Genomic DNA, 18,081 nt, shown 5'->3' on the forward strand with positions numbered 1-18,081 from the left:
AAATCAAATATTGCCTCTCCCAAAGATTCCAGAATTTCTATATTTAAACTCATAATCTCAGTTTCTAATTCTCGATCAATTTGTCCAAATTTTCTATTAATTAACCGGAGAATAAAATTTTTTTCTCGTTCAATACCTCGTTCAATACCTTCTTCCATCCAACTGGTGACAATTTGCATAACTTCCTCCCTTTCCTCTGTTACTAATGTACCTATTTCTGTTTGAAATTTCTCTTTTTCTATTTTATTTAATCTCAAGTATGTGTCAATGAAACCTGATATCAATTGCATTTTAGCAGGGTTTAATTTTAAGGTTACTAACAACCTTAAACATTCTGCTTTAACTTTTGGCCTGTCCTCTGGTGCTATGTTCATTTTTGACATCAAAGCCGATGCAACTGGATTTTGACGGGTTAAAAAATCCCGCCAGTTGAGTTGATTCAGTTGCACTACTTGATAATTAAATTTTAACACTTGAAAATCAGGAAAGTTGATTTGATAGTTATTTACGGCTACGGTTTTCGGTGAATCATAGGAAAATATCACTATCGGATATATTGGTAAATAGGATTCAGTTTTTTGAATTTTAGGAATGTCATCTACATCTGTTTCTTTTCATTCTTTGTCCTTCAATCTTTCAGGTACATAGCTGACTCCTGACTCCTGACTCCTATTCCTCATCTTCATCAATTATCGCATTTCTATCCAATAATAATAAATCACGTAATTGATCTGTATCAAGTTCTGTTAACCATTCTTCACCAGCACCAACCACCTGTTCCGCTAATTGCTTCTTACTTTCAATCATCTCATTAATTTTCTCTTCTAAAGTTCCTGTACACACAAATTTATGTACTTGTACATTCTTAGTTTGTCCAATTCTAAAAACCCGATCAGTAGCTTGATTTTCCACCGCAGGATTCCACCATCTATCAAAATGAAATACATGATTTGCCCTGGTTAAATTTAAACCCACACCACCAGCTTTTAAAGACAAAATCATAATTGGTGGTCCTTGGGGATCATGTTGAAAACGATCAATCATTTCTTCCCGTTGTTTTTTACTGGTGCTACCATATAAAAAGAAAATTTCTCTGCCTAAACGTTTTTCTAAATAGGGTTTTAATAATTTACCCCATTCTGCAAACTGAGTAAAAATTAAAGCGCGGTTTTCTTCTACCACTACTTCCTCTAACATTTCCTCCAAACGTTGTAATTTACCAGAATTATGTTTTGATAAATTTGACTCTTTCAAAAATTGGGCAGGGTGATTACAAATTTGTTTGAGTTTCACCAACAAACCTAAAATCATTCCTCGTCGTTGTAAACCTTCTGCGGAGTCAATTTCCACTAAAGATTCATCTACTAACTGTTGATATAGTTCCCCTTGTTCCGCAGTTAAACCACAAAAGACAGTCATTTCTTGCTTTTCTGGCAAGTCTTGAATAATTGATTTATCAGTTTTTAATCTTCGTAAAATAAAAGGTTGGACTAAAGACCGTAATTGAGATAAAGAAGCGGTATCACCATACTTTTCAATAGGCATGGCAAAACGTCTTTGAAAAAATTGTTTATTACCCAAATATCCAGGATTGAGAAAATCTAAAATAGACCATAATTCCTGCAATCTATTTTCTACAGGTGTACCAGTTAAAGCAATTCTAAATGTAGTTTCTAATTTTCGCACAGCTTGAGATTGTTTAGAATCGGCATTTTTGATATTTTGGGCTTCATCTAAAACCACAATTTGCCAATTCATGGTTTTTAATAAATTAATATCTCGCTGTACCAATGAATAGCTTGTAATTACTAAATCGTATTTATTTACTATTGCCGTAAAACTTTTACCTTTGGGGCGTTTATCACCATGATATTCTAAAACTTTCAATTTAGGGGCAAATTTTTTAACTTCTTTTGCCCAGTTACCTAAAACCGAAGTAGGACATACTAAAAGCGTGGGATTTTCCAAGGCGTTTTGTTCTTGCAAATGCAGAAGAAAAACAATAAATTGTACCGATTTTCCTAATCCCATATCATCCGCTAAACAAGCACCCAAACCCCATCTTTCTAAAAACGCTAACCAAGCTGCACCCCTTTCTTGATAAGGTCTTAATTTTCCTTGGAAATTTTCAGGAGTCGGTAAAGGTTGAATATCTTGATTATTAGTTAAAGTACCTAATAATTCTTGCAATGCACCAGAAGCGTCAAAACTAACAACAGGTAATTTTTCAATAACTTGAGTATCACCTGTACTAATTCTTAAAGCATCTTCTAAAGATAAAGATAACTGTTCTTTACGAGATGCAAAAAAGTTTTGGGCAGTTTTAATATCTTGGTTTCTCAGTTCTACCCATTCTCCATTAATTTCTACTAAAGGACTATTTAAAGTTACCAATTTATCAAACTCAGCTTTAGAAATTGTCTGTCCACCAATTGCTAATTGCCACTGAAAGTTTAACAAACTTTGTAAACCTAAACGTCCTTCTTTCTTCTTGGGTGGTTCAGCATTAATTTTCAATCCTAAACGATTAGCCCAACCTTCACGATTTGCTAAACTTGGTGGTAAAATTACTCCTAAACCGCTATCTTCTAATCTCCAAGTTACAGTTTTAATAAATTCATAAGCTTGGATAGGAGTGAGGTAACAAAATTCAGGAGATTCTGTTTCTAAACTGGGCGCAATCACAGGATATAATCGAGAAGCTAAACCCAAACCCCGCAAAAATGTTTCCTGTGGTTGTTCTATTGTACGATTTTGATAAACTAAAGTTTCTACTGGTTGACTCCAAATAGTTTTCGCATCTATTAAAAATTCTGCATCATTAGCAGCTTGGAGGAAATAAGCTAATTTCCAATCTGTTGTTTCTGCTTCTGGGGGATGGAGTTGAAAACAAGTTCTAAATGCAGCTTTTCCTGTTAATTGATATTGTAAAGGTAAAGTCCAAGCTTTAATTGCAGATTCTAATCTTTCTACTCCCATTGCATCAGCATTAATTTGATTTAATCCTTGATTTGATGCACTCGTTAAAGACTGTAACCACTGCTGTACCGCAGATGGTAAAGACATCATTAATCTATTATCAATGGGAGATTGAGAACCAACCATTTCTCGAATTTGGGCATCTATGATATTGTTGAGAAATGCCAAAATTAATCCTTGCGGTTCTCCAGGTAAATCAACTATTAATTTACTGCTAAAATCTTCTCTATCTGGTTGATAAGTACGACAAACTAACGGCATTTTCGCCGCAAATTTTTCTAAACGAGTAGCATCTATAGCACTATCTAACAGTACCTGCCATTTACCAACTAGAGAATTATCTGGATTTTCTATAATATTCGGTAAAAACTTACAACGGGCAATTAAATCTAAACTCCATCGCGCCATTTGTAACCAAAAACGTAAATCTCCACCTAAAAAAGCATCTTTATTATCTGTTGAACTCAAGGGTAAATTTGAGAGAAATTTAATTGCTGCACTGGGTGGGAGACAAAAACCTTCAATTTTCCAAGGTTGTAAGTATTTTTGTGAATTTTTATCAATCTCTAAACTAGCAGAATTTATGGGAGAAATAGCAGATTCTGTTTCTATAAAATTAGTTGGTAAAGCAATAATTTGTGAGTATGTTGGTAAAGTCTTTTCTGTTTTATGTACTGTTTTACGTCCTTTGATTGGAGTAACAGCAGATGGAGATGTTGCAATATCTTGAATATAATTAGAAATTTCTAAATTATTTACTGCTAACCATTCCCTCAACTCATTTGGTGTCATTGCCAAAGGATTAAGTGGGATTTCATCGGAGGTAATAGATTCCAGATTAATCTGGGAACTTCGCCAAGTTTCTCCCCAAATAAATAAACAATTATCAGTATAATTTTGCTCTTTATTTAACCAAATGCCGTGTAGAATTGCCATATTTATCAGATGGTAATTTTTTAACTTAACTGCTACAGCAGAGAACTCTTAACAGGGAACAGACTTGAAAGGGGAGCATCCCAATGAAAGAAAAAATAAACGCAGCCACACCAAAAACTCTCTGAAACTCTCTTGCCTTTGTGTACTTTGCGTCCTTTGCGGTTCAATCATATCAAGCCAGGGATAATTTTCTGTTGTGTAGGTATTCAGCTATCAGTAATCAGCTATTCATTTAACAATTCAATCTAACTCCTTAACTCCTATTCTCTTCTTACTGTCACCTGTCACCTGTCACCTATCACCAGCCCCAGCCCCTTGAATCTCGTCTGTGAAACTAATATATCTAAAAGAAGCCGTCTATATAGCATAAATGTTAGGATTGCCACAGAGAGAGAATAGCGTGCATAGAAGGAAAAAAAACTGAATGGCAGAATTTGAGAAGTCAATATCCTTTGATGGACGGGATATTCGACTGAAGGTAGGACTGTTAGCCCCCCAAGCGGGTGGGTCGGTGTTGATAGAATCGGGGGATACTGCTGTTTTAGTGACAGCTACAAGGTCAGAAGCCAGAGAAGGCATTGATTTTCTTCCCCTGACGGTAGATTATGAAGAACGACTGTATGCAGCAGGAAGAATCCCTGGTGGTATCATGCGCCGAGAAGGTCGTCCACCAGAAAAAGCGATTTTAACTAGCCGTCTGATTGATCGTCCTTTGCGTCCTCTGTTTCCTTCATGGTTACGGGATGATTTGCAAATTATTGCTTTCACCCTATCAATGGATGAACAAGTACCGCCAGATGTGTTAGCTGTAACTGGCGCTTCTATCGCTACTCTCATTGCCCAAATTCCGTTTAATGGACCAATGGCAGCAGTGCGGGTAGGTTTAGTGGGTGATGATTTTATTATTAACCCCACCTATGCGGAGATTGAAGCGGGAGATTTGGATTTAGTTGTTGCTGGTTCACCTGATGGTGTCATCATGGTGGAAGCAGGAGCAAATCAGTTACCAGAGCGAGATATCATCGAGGCCATTGATTTTGGTTACGAAGCAGTGCGGGATTTAATCCAAGCACAGCTAGATTTAGTTGAAGAACTGGGTTTAAAACTCATCCAAGAAGAGCCACCGGAAGTAGACCAAACATTAGAAAACTACATCCGCGATCGCGCCAGTGCAGAAATTAAAAAAATATTGGCACAATTTGAGTTAACCAAAAACGAGCGTGATACAGCTTTAGATGCAGTTAAAGATGAGATCAAGGCTGAAATAGAAGCCCTACCCGAAGAAGATCCGATTCGCGTAGCTGCTACAGCCGATAGTAAAGCACTTGGTAATACCTTTAAAGATATCACCAAATACTTTATGCGCCGTCAAATCGTTGAGGATAACGTGCGCGTTGATGGTCGCAAACTAGATGAAGTCCGTCCTATATCTTGCCAAGTCGGAGTTTTACCACGTCGTGTACATGGCAGTGGAATATTTAATCGGGGACTAACCCAAGTATTATCTGCTTGTACCCTTGGTACACCAGGCGATGCTCAAAATCTCAATGATGATCTACAAATAGATCAATCTAAACGTTACCTGCATCATTACAATTTCCCTCCTTTCTCCGTTGGCGAAACCAAACCAATGCGTGCGCCGGGAAGAAGAGAAATTGGTCATGGTGCTTTAGCCGAAAGAGCGATTTTACCCGTACTACCGCCAAAAGAACAATTCCCCTACGTGATTCGCGTAGTTTCAGAAGTGCTTTCTTCCAACGGTTCTACCTCAATGGGTTCAGTTTGCGGTTCTACCCTCGCCCTCATGGATGCGGGTGTACCCATTATCAAACCTGTCACCGGTGCAGCAATGGGCTTGATTAAGGAAGGCGACGAAGTGCGCGTTCTCACTGATATTCAAGGCATTGAAGACTTTTTGGGAGACATGGACTTCAAAGTTGCGGGTACTGATACAGGTATCACCGCCTTACAAATGGATATGAAAATATCCGGTTTGTCTCTAGAAGTTATTAAACAAGCTGTAGAACAAGCAAAAGCAGCCCGCTTGCACATTCTGGAGAAAATGCTCCAGACCATAGATCAACCACGCACCGAAACCTCACCCTTTGCCCCACGTCTGTTGACAATCAAGATTGATCCAGAAATGATTGGTCTGGTCATTGGACCCGGTGGTAAAACCATCAAAGGAATTACTGAAGAGACAGGTGCAAAAATCGACATTGAGGATAATGGTACAGTCACCATTTCCGCAGTCGATGAAGGCAGAGCAAAGAGAGCAAAGAGCATCATTCAAGGCATGACTCGTAAACTCAATGAAGGGGATGTTTACATAGGTCGTGTAACACGGATTATACCTATTGGTGCATTTGTGGAATTTTTGCCCGGAAAAGAAGGCATGATTCACATTTCTCAACTTGCTGACTATCGTGTTGGTAAAGTGGAAGATGAAGTAGCCGTTGGTGATGAAGTGATTGTCAAAGTGCGCGAAATTGACAATAAAGGTAGAATTAACCTGACACGCTTGGGTATACACCCAGATCAAGCTGCTGCTGCGCGGGAAGCTGCCGCCATGAATCGTTAACAACGATTAAGGATTTTAGATTTTGGATTAGAGATCAATCGCAAATCTAAAATCCGCGATGCCTTATTTCAGCGGGCATCGCTGTATGATTTTTTAAATTATTTTTGAATAGATATCATGTCTGTTGGGGCTGGTGACTGGTGACTGGTGACTGGTGACTGGTGATTGGTGATTGGGAAAGATGAATAAATAACCTAATGCCCATTACCAATTCCCAATTCCCAATTCCCAATTTGTCAATTTCAGAGATTTTTGGTACATAAAAGTTATGTTACCTCAATCCCTCATTGGACACCCAGCATAGTGAGTGCTAAACGTCTACCAGAAACTACCGCCCATGTCAGAATCACCCGCCAATCTTGGCAACATGGCTTTCTTGAAGGTGATGTCAGCGCCGGCGATTTTGAATGGCATTTTCAATGGCATTTTCGTCGGGGAGAACTATCTGTTAAACCTTCCCAGGGTCGCGCTTTAATTAAAGAACCTCTCGGCCGCTTTTTAGAAAAACAAGATTATCAACTAGAACCAGGGGGAGATTATGCTTTTACTATTCGCGCAGAATTGTAATTAGTCATTGGTCATTAGTCATTGGTCATTAGTCAGTTGTCAGTAGAACTGCTGGAAGTTAAGCGATTAAGATAGCGTTCAATTAACAGGATGGCTACAATGTCATCTATTGGTCGTGGTGGCTGTCGCAAACCTTTTGGTAAAAGTTTGGTGAGTCCGGTGGGTGGGAACATCTGCCAATAGCGATCGCGTGCTTCTAGAGTAGTATAACGCTCATCCACTAACACAATATTTACAGAGGGAATTAATTCCTGATTCAGTTGCTGTTTCCACTTTTTCGCGGTGGTTTGATCCCCCATGACAATTAAAGAAACAGGGTATTTTTGCCGGAGTGAAGAAATTTGTGCGATCGCCTCAACCGCAGGTACAACTTGATGAAAATACAACTGTCGATCCAATCCCATCACAGCTACACCACATTTATCTCGACCAGGATCAAAGCCTAAAATTGCAGGTTGTGTATTAGTCATTACTCATTAGTCATTAGTTATTGGGCATTGGGCATTGGTAAATTAAATAATAATTCCCTGTTCCCTATTCCCTACTGTCACCTGTCACCTGTCACCTGTCACCTATGTACTAAAAATAATTTGTCCATTGAAAAGTGCTACAAGTTTTATTCTCAATGGTCCTGCTGTATAGGTATTCTCAGCAGCTACAGATTTAATTTCTAGTGGTTGTTCAGATTGTTGCAATTGCGAGAAAAAGCGCAGAAAAGTTCCATCTACCTGCACTGTTTCCACAATACCAGCATTGCGGGCGCGAAATTGAGAAGCAGAAATCAGCAAGTCTAAACGTTGCCTTAATTGATATGATGTCATAGTTTTCATATCAGCAGAGGTTGTAGCTAGAACCTCACCTGCGGAGAATACCAGTTGATTTGGCATGGCATCAGCAAAAAATTCTATCTGTTTTTCTCCTCTGACATAATTACCCGCCGAAAAAATTCGCACTACATATTCTCTACCATCTTGAATTTTCTTGATCAGTTGTTCAACTCTCTCTTGGGTAACACGCAATAATTCTGCATTTCCCGGATTTGTTCCCGGTTCACTTAATTGGATATTGGCATTGCGGTTAGCTTCTTGCAAAATTTGGACTACTACTTCACCAGCAGCAGTAGGTTTATCGACACGAACTACACCAGCAGCCAAAACTTGCCCACGAACTAAGGCCAATTTACCCAAACGCAGGTCACGATAAGACTGGTAATATTTTTCTAGCCTTGCTACTTCCTGTTCTAAATATTGTTGCTGATTTTCTAATTCTTTGAGCCGAGCTTCTCTAGTAACAATTACTTGTTCTCGTTTTTTAATTTCTAAGTTGCGATTTTGAATAAGTTTATCTAAATTAGCGATTTTTTGATCTCGCTGTTTAATCATTTCTTGCCGATTAGCAAGTTCTAAATCCCGTTTTTCGATAGCTGTCTTAGCTTCGTCAATGGCTTTTTTAGCTTCAGCATACAGTCGCTGACGTTCTGCCCTCAACTCTTCCACTGCTGTCTGCAATGCTTGACGCTGTTTATAAAGGTTGTCTAGTTCATTGATAGCTTGTCTATACTGAATCACTACTTCACCCAGTCGGCTTTGAGTGCCTTGAAGTTGCGCTTGAGTTTTGGCTTGTTGGCTAATAGTGCGATTGAGTTGAGCTTGGGTGATCTGTTGTTTGGTATTTGCCGCTTTTAGAGACTGATTAATTTTTTGTAAATCTTGCTGTGCTTGAGCTTGTTCTTTCCTCGCTTGAATTAACTGATTTTCTACCTCAGTTTTTTGGGTTTCCGCAATTTTTAATTGTTCTCGCTTGTTTCTTAGGTCTTTTTGAATATCCTCTAACTCAAAAACTCCTTTACGCAAACCTTCATCAGCAGCAAATAAAATTGCTAAAGTTGATGCCGATATTACACCACCCGTAAAAATCGTTACTAATACGGCTGTATTTTTAGGACGCAAATTAAATAAAGAGAGGCGTGCCTTGCCCACCTTAGTGCCAATGCGATCGCCCACAGTGGCAATCACGCCCCCCAGAATTAAAATTGCTGCTATCAGGATGTACCCGGTGGCCATCTTCAACTACCGCCAGAAATGCTTCCAGATACAGCCTACTACTTTCAACCGTGGTCTGTGGGGGAAAGAAGATTGGCAAAAGCAGAATTTAGTCAATTTTTAAATTTCCTCCGATTGCGGGTATTTTTTTCAAAACACAACTTCAATACAACTTGTACCAACTTTCCCCCCAACAGATTTTAAGTAAATTGCTTACTTAATGTGACAGGTTTATGCACAGTAATCTTTTTCTTGTGGATGGAGATCATTTTTTTCTCGCGTAAATCTCCAAGCAATCTGGTGACAGTAACGCGAGTAGAACCAATTGCTTCAGCGATCGCCTGATGGGATAGCTTCAAATCAATGGTAATGCCATCTGCACAGGGTACACCAAAATCCCGACAGAGAATTAACAAAAAACTGATCAACCGAGAACCCATATCTCGGTGAGCAAGGGTTTCAATCATCATCTCTGTTTGCAGAATCCGCGAAGATAGTCCCCGCAGCATTAACATTGATAATTCTGGATTTTCCTTGAGTGCTTGCTCTACTTGTTCAATTGGGGCAGAAAGTAATTCTACCGCCGTAAAGGCAACTGCATGATAGAACCTATCTGACTTATTACCCGTTAGCAATGACAACACGCCAAAAACACTATTTTCCCGTAGCAATGCTACCGTTATTTCTTCTCCTGCTTCATATACCCTGGAAAGTTTCACAGCACCCTTGAGAAGAAAATAAACTCGTTCGGCGGGATCGCCGGGAAAAAAGATCGTTTTGTTGCGTTCAAACGTCTCCACAACTGGCGGAAATGCTCCAGTTGCCATCTGACGAAAAACATTTGCTAGGGCTTTATCTTGTGTCACGATCATCTCCCTTCCCCTACCCAATGCCGGAAAAACAAAAACTGATTACCTAAGAATACACCTGAAAATTCAATAAAGCACCGTCAACCTTTCTGTTTTTTCCTATACTCAAATTTCTCATTTTATCTTTATTTGTTGATCATGATACCCAATTTTTGTTATTTTTAGCCCATAATTGTTGATCAGTCGTTTATCAAACTGAACTAAAGAGGTTTTTTTGCAGAAAAATTTGCAATATCTTTATAAGTTCTTAAACAATTACAGCAGGAATCAGGAATCAGTCGTAGGGGCAACCCCCTGTGGTTGCCCTCTTGAGTCAGGAGTAAAAATCTCTTTCTGTCTATGTTTCAAGCTAGATGCTGTGCCTCATTGATCTGCAATCTGCTTTATCGTAAATTTTTGGACTGCAATACCCAAACGAATGATATTTTTGAAAATCCCCTACCTAACTCAGTAAAAATAGGGTCAGATTCTAGTATGGTTATCTATACTCCTAATGATTGATCACATTGACTATTTCTATGCTGAATCTGTCCGGTAAAAATGCCTTAGTCACGGGTATTGCCAATAATCGCTCCATTGCCTGGGGTATTGCTCAACAACTACACCAAGCTGGTGCTAACCTGGGCATTACCTATTTGCCAGATGAAAAAGGTAAATTTGAGAAAAAAGTCGCAGAATTAGTAGAACCTCTCCAACCTAGCTTATTTCTTCCCTGTAACGTTGAAAACGAGGAACAAATTCAAGCCACTTTTGAAACTGTCCGTGATCAATGGGGTAAATTAGACATCCTCATTCACTGTCTGGCTTTTGCTAACAAAGAAGATTTAGGCGGAGATTTTAGCAAAACCTCCCGTTCCGGTTTTAATAAAGCTTTGGAAGTTAGCACTTATTCACTGATTCAGTTAAGCGGTGCTGCCAAACCTTTGATGACTGAAGGTGGTAGTATTGTTACTCTTTCCTATTTAGGTGCTGTGCGAGCTATCCCTAACTATAACATCATGGGTGTAGCCAAAGCTGGATTAGAAGCCAGTGTTCGTTACTTAGCAGCAGAACTAGGCTCCCAAAACATTCGCGTTAACGGTATTTCCGCAGGTCCTATCCGCACTTTGGCATCTTCAGCAGTAGGCGGCATTTTAGATATGATTCATCATGTTGAGGCAATCGCACCCCTGCGTCGCACTGTCACACAATTAGAAGTAGGTAATACAGCCGCTTTTTTATGTAGTGATTTATCCAGCGGCATCACTGGTCAAATCCTGTATGTAGATGCAGGATATGAAATGATGGGAATGTAATAGGTGATTGGTGATTGGTGATTGGTGATTGGTGATTGGGGAAGATTGATAACCCAATGCCCCATGCCCAATGCCCCATGCCCCATGCCCCATGCCCAATAACTAATGACTAATGACTAATGACTAATGACTAATGAATACTAACCGCATTGCTACAGTTAAACGTACTACTGGGGAAACTGATGTCCAAGTAACCATTAATATTGATGGTACAGGCATCTGCAACGCTAATACTGGCATTCCTTTTTTAGATCACATGATCCATCAAATCGCCTCTCATGGTTTATTTGATTTGGATATTCAAGCTAAAGGTGACTGGGAAATTGATGATCACCACACTAATGAAGATGTGGGGATTACTTTGGGTCAAGCTTTACATCAAGCACTAGGTAATAAAAAGGGCATTGTCCGCTTTGGTAATTTCCTTGCACCCCTTGATGAAGCTTTGATTCAGGTAGCTTTAGACTTTTCTGGCAGACCTCATCTCAGTTATGGTCTAAATATTCCTACTCAAAGAGTGGGAACTTATGACACCCAACTGGTGCGGGAATTTTTTGTGGCGTTGGTGAATCACAGTCAAATGACCTTACATATTCGCCAACTTGATGGTATTAATTCCCATCATATTATTGAAGCAACTTTTAAAGCCTTTGCGAGAGCGATGCGGATGGCAGTAGAAATTGATCCTCGTCGTGCTGAGACTATTCCTAGTTCCAAAGGTGTGTTATAAATTACTACTGGTAGTGTAAGAAGGTAGTGTAAGAAAGCTATTCTCTTGGCGATAATTGATACTACAATATAGTCATGTATCGTGCTAATTTTTAACTTGTAATCAATCGCACCCAGTCGCTAATTGGTAATTGAAACACGATGAATTCTGTTGCAGACACATCCGCTCCTCAACTGAATCCTGTAGATCAGCCTCCAGTAGTTCTGACTTCTGAGTTGCGAAAAGTTTATCGCACGGGTTTTTGGCTGAATCAAAAAGTCGTATCTTTGAAAAGTTGTTCTTTACAAGTTTACCCAGGGGAAACCTTTGGGTTATTGGGACCTAATGGTGCGGGTAAAACCACTCTGTTAAAACTTTTATTGGGAATTATCCGCCCTTCTGCTGGCAGGGGATTATTATTAGGTAAGCCACTTGGCGATCGCTCGGTGAAACAGCGTATTGGTTACTTACCAGAAAATCCCTATTTATACGACTATCTCACCGGCTGGGAATTTTTGGAATTAGCTGCTGGTTTATTCCAAATACCTCAAAAGCTTCAACGTCAACGCATTCCCGAACTGTTAGAATTAGTCGGTTTGTCACAAACTGATGCTCGTAAAAAGCTAATGCGACGTTATTCTAAAGGAATGCTTCAACGAGTTGGTATGGCTCAGGCATTAATTAATGATCCAAAATTGGTATTTTTAGATGAGCCAATGTCTGGACTTGATCCCTTGGGACGTTACCAAATGCGAGAAATCATTCTCTCACTCAAAAAAGCTGGAAAGACAATATTTTTCAACAGTCATGTTTTGAGTGAAGTAGAACAAATTTGCGATCGCATTGCTATCCTGGCCAAAGGAGAATTAATTTGTGCTGGTTCTCTCAATGAACTTTTAGGTACAGAGAATACATATCATGTTAAAGGTCAAGGAGGCGATACAGAAGTTCTGAATAAAAGAATACTTGATTTGCAATTTGAACCTGATGGTACTTGGCACGGTATTTTACAAGAAGATTACTATGATTTTCTAGCCAGTCTCCGATTAATGGGTGGCAAAATTATGACTATGAACTTAACTCGTCAATCTTTAGAAGAGTTCTTTATCCAACAGATCCAAAGACAAAATCAGTAATAATTCAGGATTCAGTACATACGTTCCATGTGAACGTCTGTAAAAGATTCAAGAGCTTCTTCTGTTTCCTAAATGCTTATCCCTACATTGTGTAAAAACTTGCTTTTATAACTGAAAAGTAACTTAAATCATGTAGGGCTAATTACTGGTAATAACTTGTAATAAAATTTCTTCTATTCCCTAAACCCTATAAAATAGGATTCTTTACTATTGACGAATTAGAAAAAACTTGCTGTAATCGTTAACAATTAGATAATCTGTCCGAGTTTTAATTTAAATTAAGTTAACTAAAAATTCAGAATACAGGATCAGATTATATCCTGAAAACCATAGTTAATTAGGAAAATAAGGATGATAGGGAACTTGAATAATTAACTATAGTCAACGTTAAAAATGTTTAGAAATTTACAGATGGTAGTCTCAAATTCTCCAGTAAATATGCTTAATATACATTTGTGGAAATTTTTAACCCATTCAACTACAACTGTAGTTTTGTTAACGAGTGTCAATCTTGCTTTACCATCCGTCAGCCTAGCGCAACAAAGAACAGTATCACAAGCCTCCAGCATATCTACAGACTACTTATTAGGTGGAGGCGATCGCATTCGTGTCAACATATTTGAAGTACCTGAATATACGGGTGAATATCAAGTACCCCCTGGTGGTTCAATTAACCTACCTCTAATTGGTAGTATATCCGTTCTCGGATTAACAACGGAACAGGCAGCAGACGAAATAGCCAAAAGATATGCTCGCTTTCTCAAACGTCCGCTAATTTCGGTGAATTTATTATCACCTCGTCCCATTAACATTTTTGTAGCTGGAGAGGTAACACGACCAGGAGCTTACACTCTCAGTTTACAGGGCAGCGGCGGCGATAATCCCGGTTTACAATATCCCACAATATTAGCAGCACTTAGCACAGCCCAAGGAGTAACATTAGCAGCAGATGTGACTAAAGTACAATTACGCCGTAAAATTGGACGTTCCCAAGAACAGGTTATTGCTCTCAACCTCAAAGAAATCACCCAAACAGGCAGAATACCCCAAGATATCACCTTACGGGATGGAGACACCATAGTTGTACCCACCGCCACAGATTTCAACGTTGCTGAAGCTCGGAATTTATTTGCAGCCAATTATGCGGCTAGTCAAACTGCACCCCGCACAGTAGCTATTACAGGTCAAGTGTACCGTCCTGGTTCTTATTTAGTAACACCAGGTGGTGGTGGAAATGATGGTGGAGCGCCAGGAACAGGCTTACCAACTGTCATGCGAGCAATTCAACTAGCTGGAGGAATTACATCACAAGCGGATGTGCGGAGTATTAAAATCCGCCGTCCTACTAGAATTGGCTCAGAACAAACATTAAATCTCAATCTCTGGGAATTATTGCAAACTGGGGATTTGAATCAAGATGTGGTGTTGCAAGATGGAGATACAATTGTTGTTCCCACAGCTTCGGCAATTAATCCAGCGGAAGCAACACAATTAGCTACTACTACTTTATCACCTGCAACTATTCAAGTAGGGGTAGTCGGAGAAGTGAAAAAACCTGGATTAACTAATTTACAGCCTAATAGCTCTTTAAATCAGGCTTTACTAGCTGCTGGTGGCTTTAATGATGCTAGAGCGAGTAGTGGTGCTGTAGATTTAATTCGCCTCAATCCCAATGGTACTGTTACTAAACGGGTAGTAAAAATAGATTTCTCAAAAGGCATTAACGAGGACACCAATCCCATACTTCGCAACAATGATGTTGTGGTAGTCAACCGTTCTGGTGTTGCCAAGGCTGGTGATACAGTAGGTACTGTAGCAGGTCCTTTGGGTCTTATCTTTAATGTTCTCAGGTTTTTTGGATTCTAAAATACTGTTCACAATCAAAGTCATACTTTTTGGTGAAGAGCTTGTCCTAAGTTGACAATTTCATAGACAAAACTATACTTATATTGACAAAAATCAATATATTTTCCGGAAAAAATCAACTACTTGATATATAATACGGTGATATCAAGTATTGAATTGAGACTATTGCCGACGCGAAAACCAAGCAATGATGGTGGTAGTCTTTTTCAGAAACTTAATTGGAACACAATCGCGTTGGGCTACAGCGTGAAAGTCTACAGAGGGATAACCGCTCCCATGCTCCCGTTGAAGTAGAAAGTAAAGTCTAGCTTTGTCTAGGTTTTATATAGCAGGGAAAGGGTTAACAGAAGTTAGTAAAACAGGAACTAGCTGTTAGCCCCAAATCAAACCTGCAAATTTTCATCTAAAATTGGTAAGATAGCCCTAGAGAAAGAACAGGGTAAATATTCAACCAGTCCAAATCGTCTTCCAATTGTTTCCTTTCTGCCTCTATCTGATCTGCTGGAATATAACCAGGTGCTGTTAACTCTACTTTTGGTGAACCAGCAAACATCACACCCAAATTAGCGGAGAAACCCCAGCGGTTACCAGGTTTAACAGCATTACCCCAACCAATACCTAGATATGGTGCTACGCTATTGGGTAGGGAAATCTTGGCTTTCACTGTGTCACCAGGATTGATGGGATAGTCGATTCCATTTATGTTAATTGTACCACCATTGGTGGCTTTACCAGTTCCTTCGATATTATTGTCTTGAAACATTAGCCCTCCAGTCAAACGAAAACCGGACTTTTGCCAAGGATGGTAGTCAACTAAAGTAGAAACATTGAATAAGTTAAATTTAGCATCATAACTGATATCAGATTCTTCAATATCTGCGCTGATACCTAAACCACTAATGCCAAGTTTAGCATTGATATTAGGTGTTATGGATTTGGTGACTGTTGCACCAACACCTAGTGTACTAATTTCAGGGGTGATTGCCCAACCGCTGGTTTTTGCAGGAGTTTTACTAGTTTCCTCAGTAGGTTTAGCTTCTTGTGACGGTTGTGTTGATGGATCAGGACGATTAGCGCAGCGAGAATTTAAAGGATAATCTTTGCAGAACTTGTCTAAATCTAGAGGTCTTTTGGCAAGTAAATCTACAGCATCGTAAGAAAAAGTACCAGGTTGAGGACGAGTCTCACTTGTTTCTGGTGTTATTGATGTAGCAATCACGTCATTTGTAACTGCTGGCTGAGTTGTTGATTCTGCAATCACTTCTTCAGCCATCACTACCTGATTTATTGATGTACCCATCACTAAACTGGCTGTTACTGTCAGTACAGATGTGCCAAAACCTAACTTATTCATGATTTCACTACTCACAGAATTTATTTGTAACAGTGTATATTATCAGCAATGTATACTACTTATCAAGCACAGCATAAAAGACGTAATAAATTTTAATGTAAATTTTAATGTGTATAATTTTCAAACAGACGAAAAAAAGCTCTCGCTTGACAGCAAGAGCAAGAAAATTAATTGATTGTCAGTGATGAAAGAAAACTAGAAAAACCTAGTCAAGATCCTTCATGTAGTAAGCTGGTTCGTTCTCACGGTCAATACCTCTCTCAAAACCACCAGCAGCAGCACGAGCGCGTCCTGCGTGCCACAAGTGACCGATGAGGAAGAAGAAACCTAATACGAAGTGAGAAGTAGCCAACCATGCACGAGGAGATACATAGTTGAAGGAGTTGATTTCAGTAGCCACACCACCCACAGAGTTCAAAGAACCCAGAGGAGCGTGTGTCATGTATTCAGCAGCACGGCGAGCTTGCCAAGGCTGAATATCGTTCTTGATTTTTTCTAAGTCAAGACCGTTAGGACCACGGAGAGGCTCTAACCAAGGACCACGGAAATCCCAGAAGCGCATGGTTTCACCACCGAAGATGATTTCACCGGTAGGAGAACGCATCAAATATTTACCAAGACCAGTAGGACCTTGAGCAGAACCAACGTTAGCACCTAAGCGTTGGTCACGAATCAAGAAGGTTAAAGCTTGTGCTTGAGAAGCTTCAGGACCAGTAGGACCAAAGAATTCGCTGGGGTAAACGGTGTTGTTATACCAAACCATGACGGAAGCGATAAAGCCCATCATGGACAAAGCACCCAAGCTGTAGGACAGATAAGCTTCACCAGACCAGATGAAAGCACGACGCGCCCAAGCAAAAGGCTTGGTGAAGATGTGCCAAATACCACCGGAAATACAAATTAAAGCAATCCAGATGTGACCGCCGATAACATCTTCCATGTTATCAACGCTGATAATCCAGCCTTCGCCACCAAAGGGAGCTTTAATGAGATAACCAAAGATGATAGCAGGGTTGAGGGTGGGGTTAGTGATTACACGCACGTCACCACCACCGGGAGCCCAGGTGTCATAGACACCACCGAAGAACATAGCCTTCAGTACCAACAGCAACGCACCGCATCCTAAGATGATCAGGTGGAAGCCGATGATGTTGGTCATCTTGTTCTTGTCTTTCCAGTCATAACCAAAGAAAGAAGAATATTCTTCTAAGGTTTCAGGACCACGTACAGCGTGGTAGATACCGCCAAAACCGAGAACAGCGGAAGAAATTAGGTGCAGTACACCTACAACAAAGTAGGGGAAAGTGTCGATAACTTCACCACCAGCACCAACGCCCCAACCTAATGTGGCAACGTGAGGGAGAAGAATTAAGCCCTGTTCATACATGGGCTTTTCTGGGATAAAGTGAGCAACTTCAAATAATGTCATTGCTCCAGCCCAGAATACAATCAAACCAGCGTGAGCAACGTGAGCGCCCAGCAGTTTACCAGATAGGTTGATTAAACGAGCGTTACCAGACCACCAAGCAAAACCGCTTGATTCTTGGTCACGGCCACCGGCTATAACTGATCTATTAGAGAGCGTTACCACGTGGTAGTACCTCCTCTGGGAATACGAACTGTTCGTGGGGTTGGTCTTGAGGAGCCATCCAAGCGCGGATACCCTCGTTCAACAAAATGTTTTTGGTATAGAAGGTTTCAAATTCTGGGTCTTCTGCTGCCCGTAATTCTTGGGAAACGAAGTCAT

At 39.9% G+C, this 18,081-nt stretch carries 13 protein-coding genes and 1 pseudogene; 6 read left to right on the forward strand and 8 right to left on the reverse strand.

All coding sequences use genetic code 11. The annotated features are described in order from the left end of the window. Together IQ237_RS26955 and IQ237_RS24515 are read right to left on the reverse strand one after the other, a co-directional pair. On the reverse strand, positions 1-545 hold a 545-nt coding region (locus IQ237_RS26955), incomplete at its 3' end, for a DUF4351 domain-containing protein (protein WP_309225814.1). A gap of 124 nt (positions 546-669) precedes the next feature. After that, complete coding sequence (locus tag IQ237_RS24515) at positions 670-3,915, reverse strand: DEAD/DEAH box helicase (protein ID WP_194059829.1); 3,246 nt, start codon at positions 3,913-3,915, stop codon at positions 670-672. A 424-nt stretch (positions 3,916-4,339) separates the two neighbouring features. Between IQ237_RS24515 and IQ237_RS24520 the strand changes: the two genes are divergently transcribed. Both IQ237_RS24520 and IQ237_RS24525 read left to right on the forward strand, forming a co-directional pair. After that, positions 4,340-6,496: a polyribonucleotide nucleotidyltransferase gene (locus IQ237_RS24520; RefSeq protein ID WP_194059830.1), complete on the forward strand. Its 2,157-nt coding sequence runs from the start codon at positions 4,340-4,342 to the stop codon at positions 6,494-6,496. A gap of 303 nt (positions 6,497-6,799) precedes the next feature. Then, positions 6,800-7,063, forward strand: coding sequence for a DUF3146 family protein (locus tag IQ237_RS24525; RefSeq protein WP_096566311.1), 264 nt, complete (start codon positions 6,800-6,802; stop codon positions 7,061-7,063). 32 nt (positions 7,064-7,095) lie between these two features. Here IQ237_RS24525 and IQ237_RS24530 read toward each other — a convergent pair whose 3' ends face one another. The 3 genes from IQ237_RS24530 to ntcA all read right to left on the reverse strand — a co-directional run bounded on the left by IQ237_RS24530 (position 7,096) and on the right by ntcA (position 9,977). Next, the gene (locus tag IQ237_RS24530) at positions 7,096-7,533 is read right to left on the reverse strand and encodes a pre-16S rRNA-processing nuclease YqgF (RefSeq protein WP_187041239.1); all 438 of its coding nucleotides are present in this window, start codon (positions 7,531-7,533) and stop codon (positions 7,096-7,098) included. Positions 7,534-7,635: 102 nt separating this feature from the next. Next, positions 7,636-9,126, reverse strand: a complete 1,491-nt coding sequence (locus IQ237_RS24535; protein ID WP_194059832.1) for a DUF3084 domain-containing protein — start codon at positions 9,124-9,126, stop codon at positions 7,636-7,638. Positions 9,127-9,305: 179 nt separating this feature from the next. After that, positions 9,306-9,977, reverse strand: coding sequence for a global nitrogen regulator NtcA (gene ntcA, locus IQ237_RS24540; RefSeq protein WP_096566305.1), 672 nt, complete (start codon positions 9,975-9,977; stop codon positions 9,306-9,308). A 515-nt stretch (positions 9,978-10,492) separates the two neighbouring features. On the opposite strand from ntcA, the gene fabI reads away from it, so the two are divergent. The 4 genes from fabI (at position 10,493) to IQ237_RS24560 (ending at position 14,980) form a co-directional block, all read left to right on the forward strand. Then, positions 10,493-11,269, forward strand: coding sequence for an enoyl-ACP reductase FabI (fabI, locus tag IQ237_RS24545; RefSeq protein WP_194059834.1), 777 nt, complete (start codon positions 10,493-10,495; stop codon positions 11,267-11,269). A 133-nt stretch (positions 11,270-11,402) separates the two neighbouring features. Continuing rightward, entirely contained in the window at positions 11,403-11,999 is a 597-nt protein-coding gene (gene hisB / locus IQ237_RS24550; RefSeq protein WP_194059836.1) for an imidazoleglycerol-phosphate dehydratase HisB, read from the forward strand. Positions 12,000-12,139: 140 nt separating this feature from the next. Further along, positions 12,140-13,114, forward strand: coding sequence for an ABC transporter ATP-binding protein (locus IQ237_RS24555; protein WP_194059838.1), 975 nt, complete (start codon positions 12,140-12,142; stop codon positions 13,112-13,114). 438 nt (positions 13,115-13,552) lie between these two features. Then, a complete protein-coding gene (locus tag IQ237_RS24560; RefSeq protein WP_194059840.1) occupies positions 13,553-14,980 on the forward strand; it encodes a polysaccharide biosynthesis/export family protein in 1,428 nt (475 codons plus the stop codon). 403 nt (positions 14,981-15,383) lie between these two features. Here IQ237_RS24560 and IQ237_RS24565 read toward each other — a convergent pair whose 3' ends face one another. The 3 genes and pseudogenes from IQ237_RS24565 to IQ237_RS24575 form a co-directional block, all read right to left on the reverse strand. Further along, positions 15,384-16,349, reverse strand: coding sequence for a hypothetical protein (locus IQ237_RS24565; protein ID WP_309225815.1), 966 nt, complete (start codon positions 16,347-16,349; stop codon positions 15,384-15,386). Positions 16,350-16,539: 190 nt separating this feature from the next. Beyond that, positions 16,540-17,925, reverse strand: coding sequence for a photosystem II reaction center protein CP43 (psbC, locus tag IQ237_RS24570; protein ID WP_096566293.1), 1,386 nt, complete (start codon positions 17,923-17,925; stop codon positions 16,540-16,542). Then, a pseudogene (locus IQ237_RS24575) lies at positions 17,909-18,081 on the reverse strand (photosystem II D2 protein (photosystem q(a) protein)); the annotation flags it as partial. The gene psbC and the pseudogene IQ237_RS24575, both read right to left, overlap by 17 nt.

It is taken from the genome of Sphaerospermopsis sp. LEGE 08334, assembly GCF_015207205.1.
GTDB lineage: Bacteria > Cyanobacteriota > Cyanobacteriia > Cyanobacteriales > Nostocaceae > Sphaerospermopsis.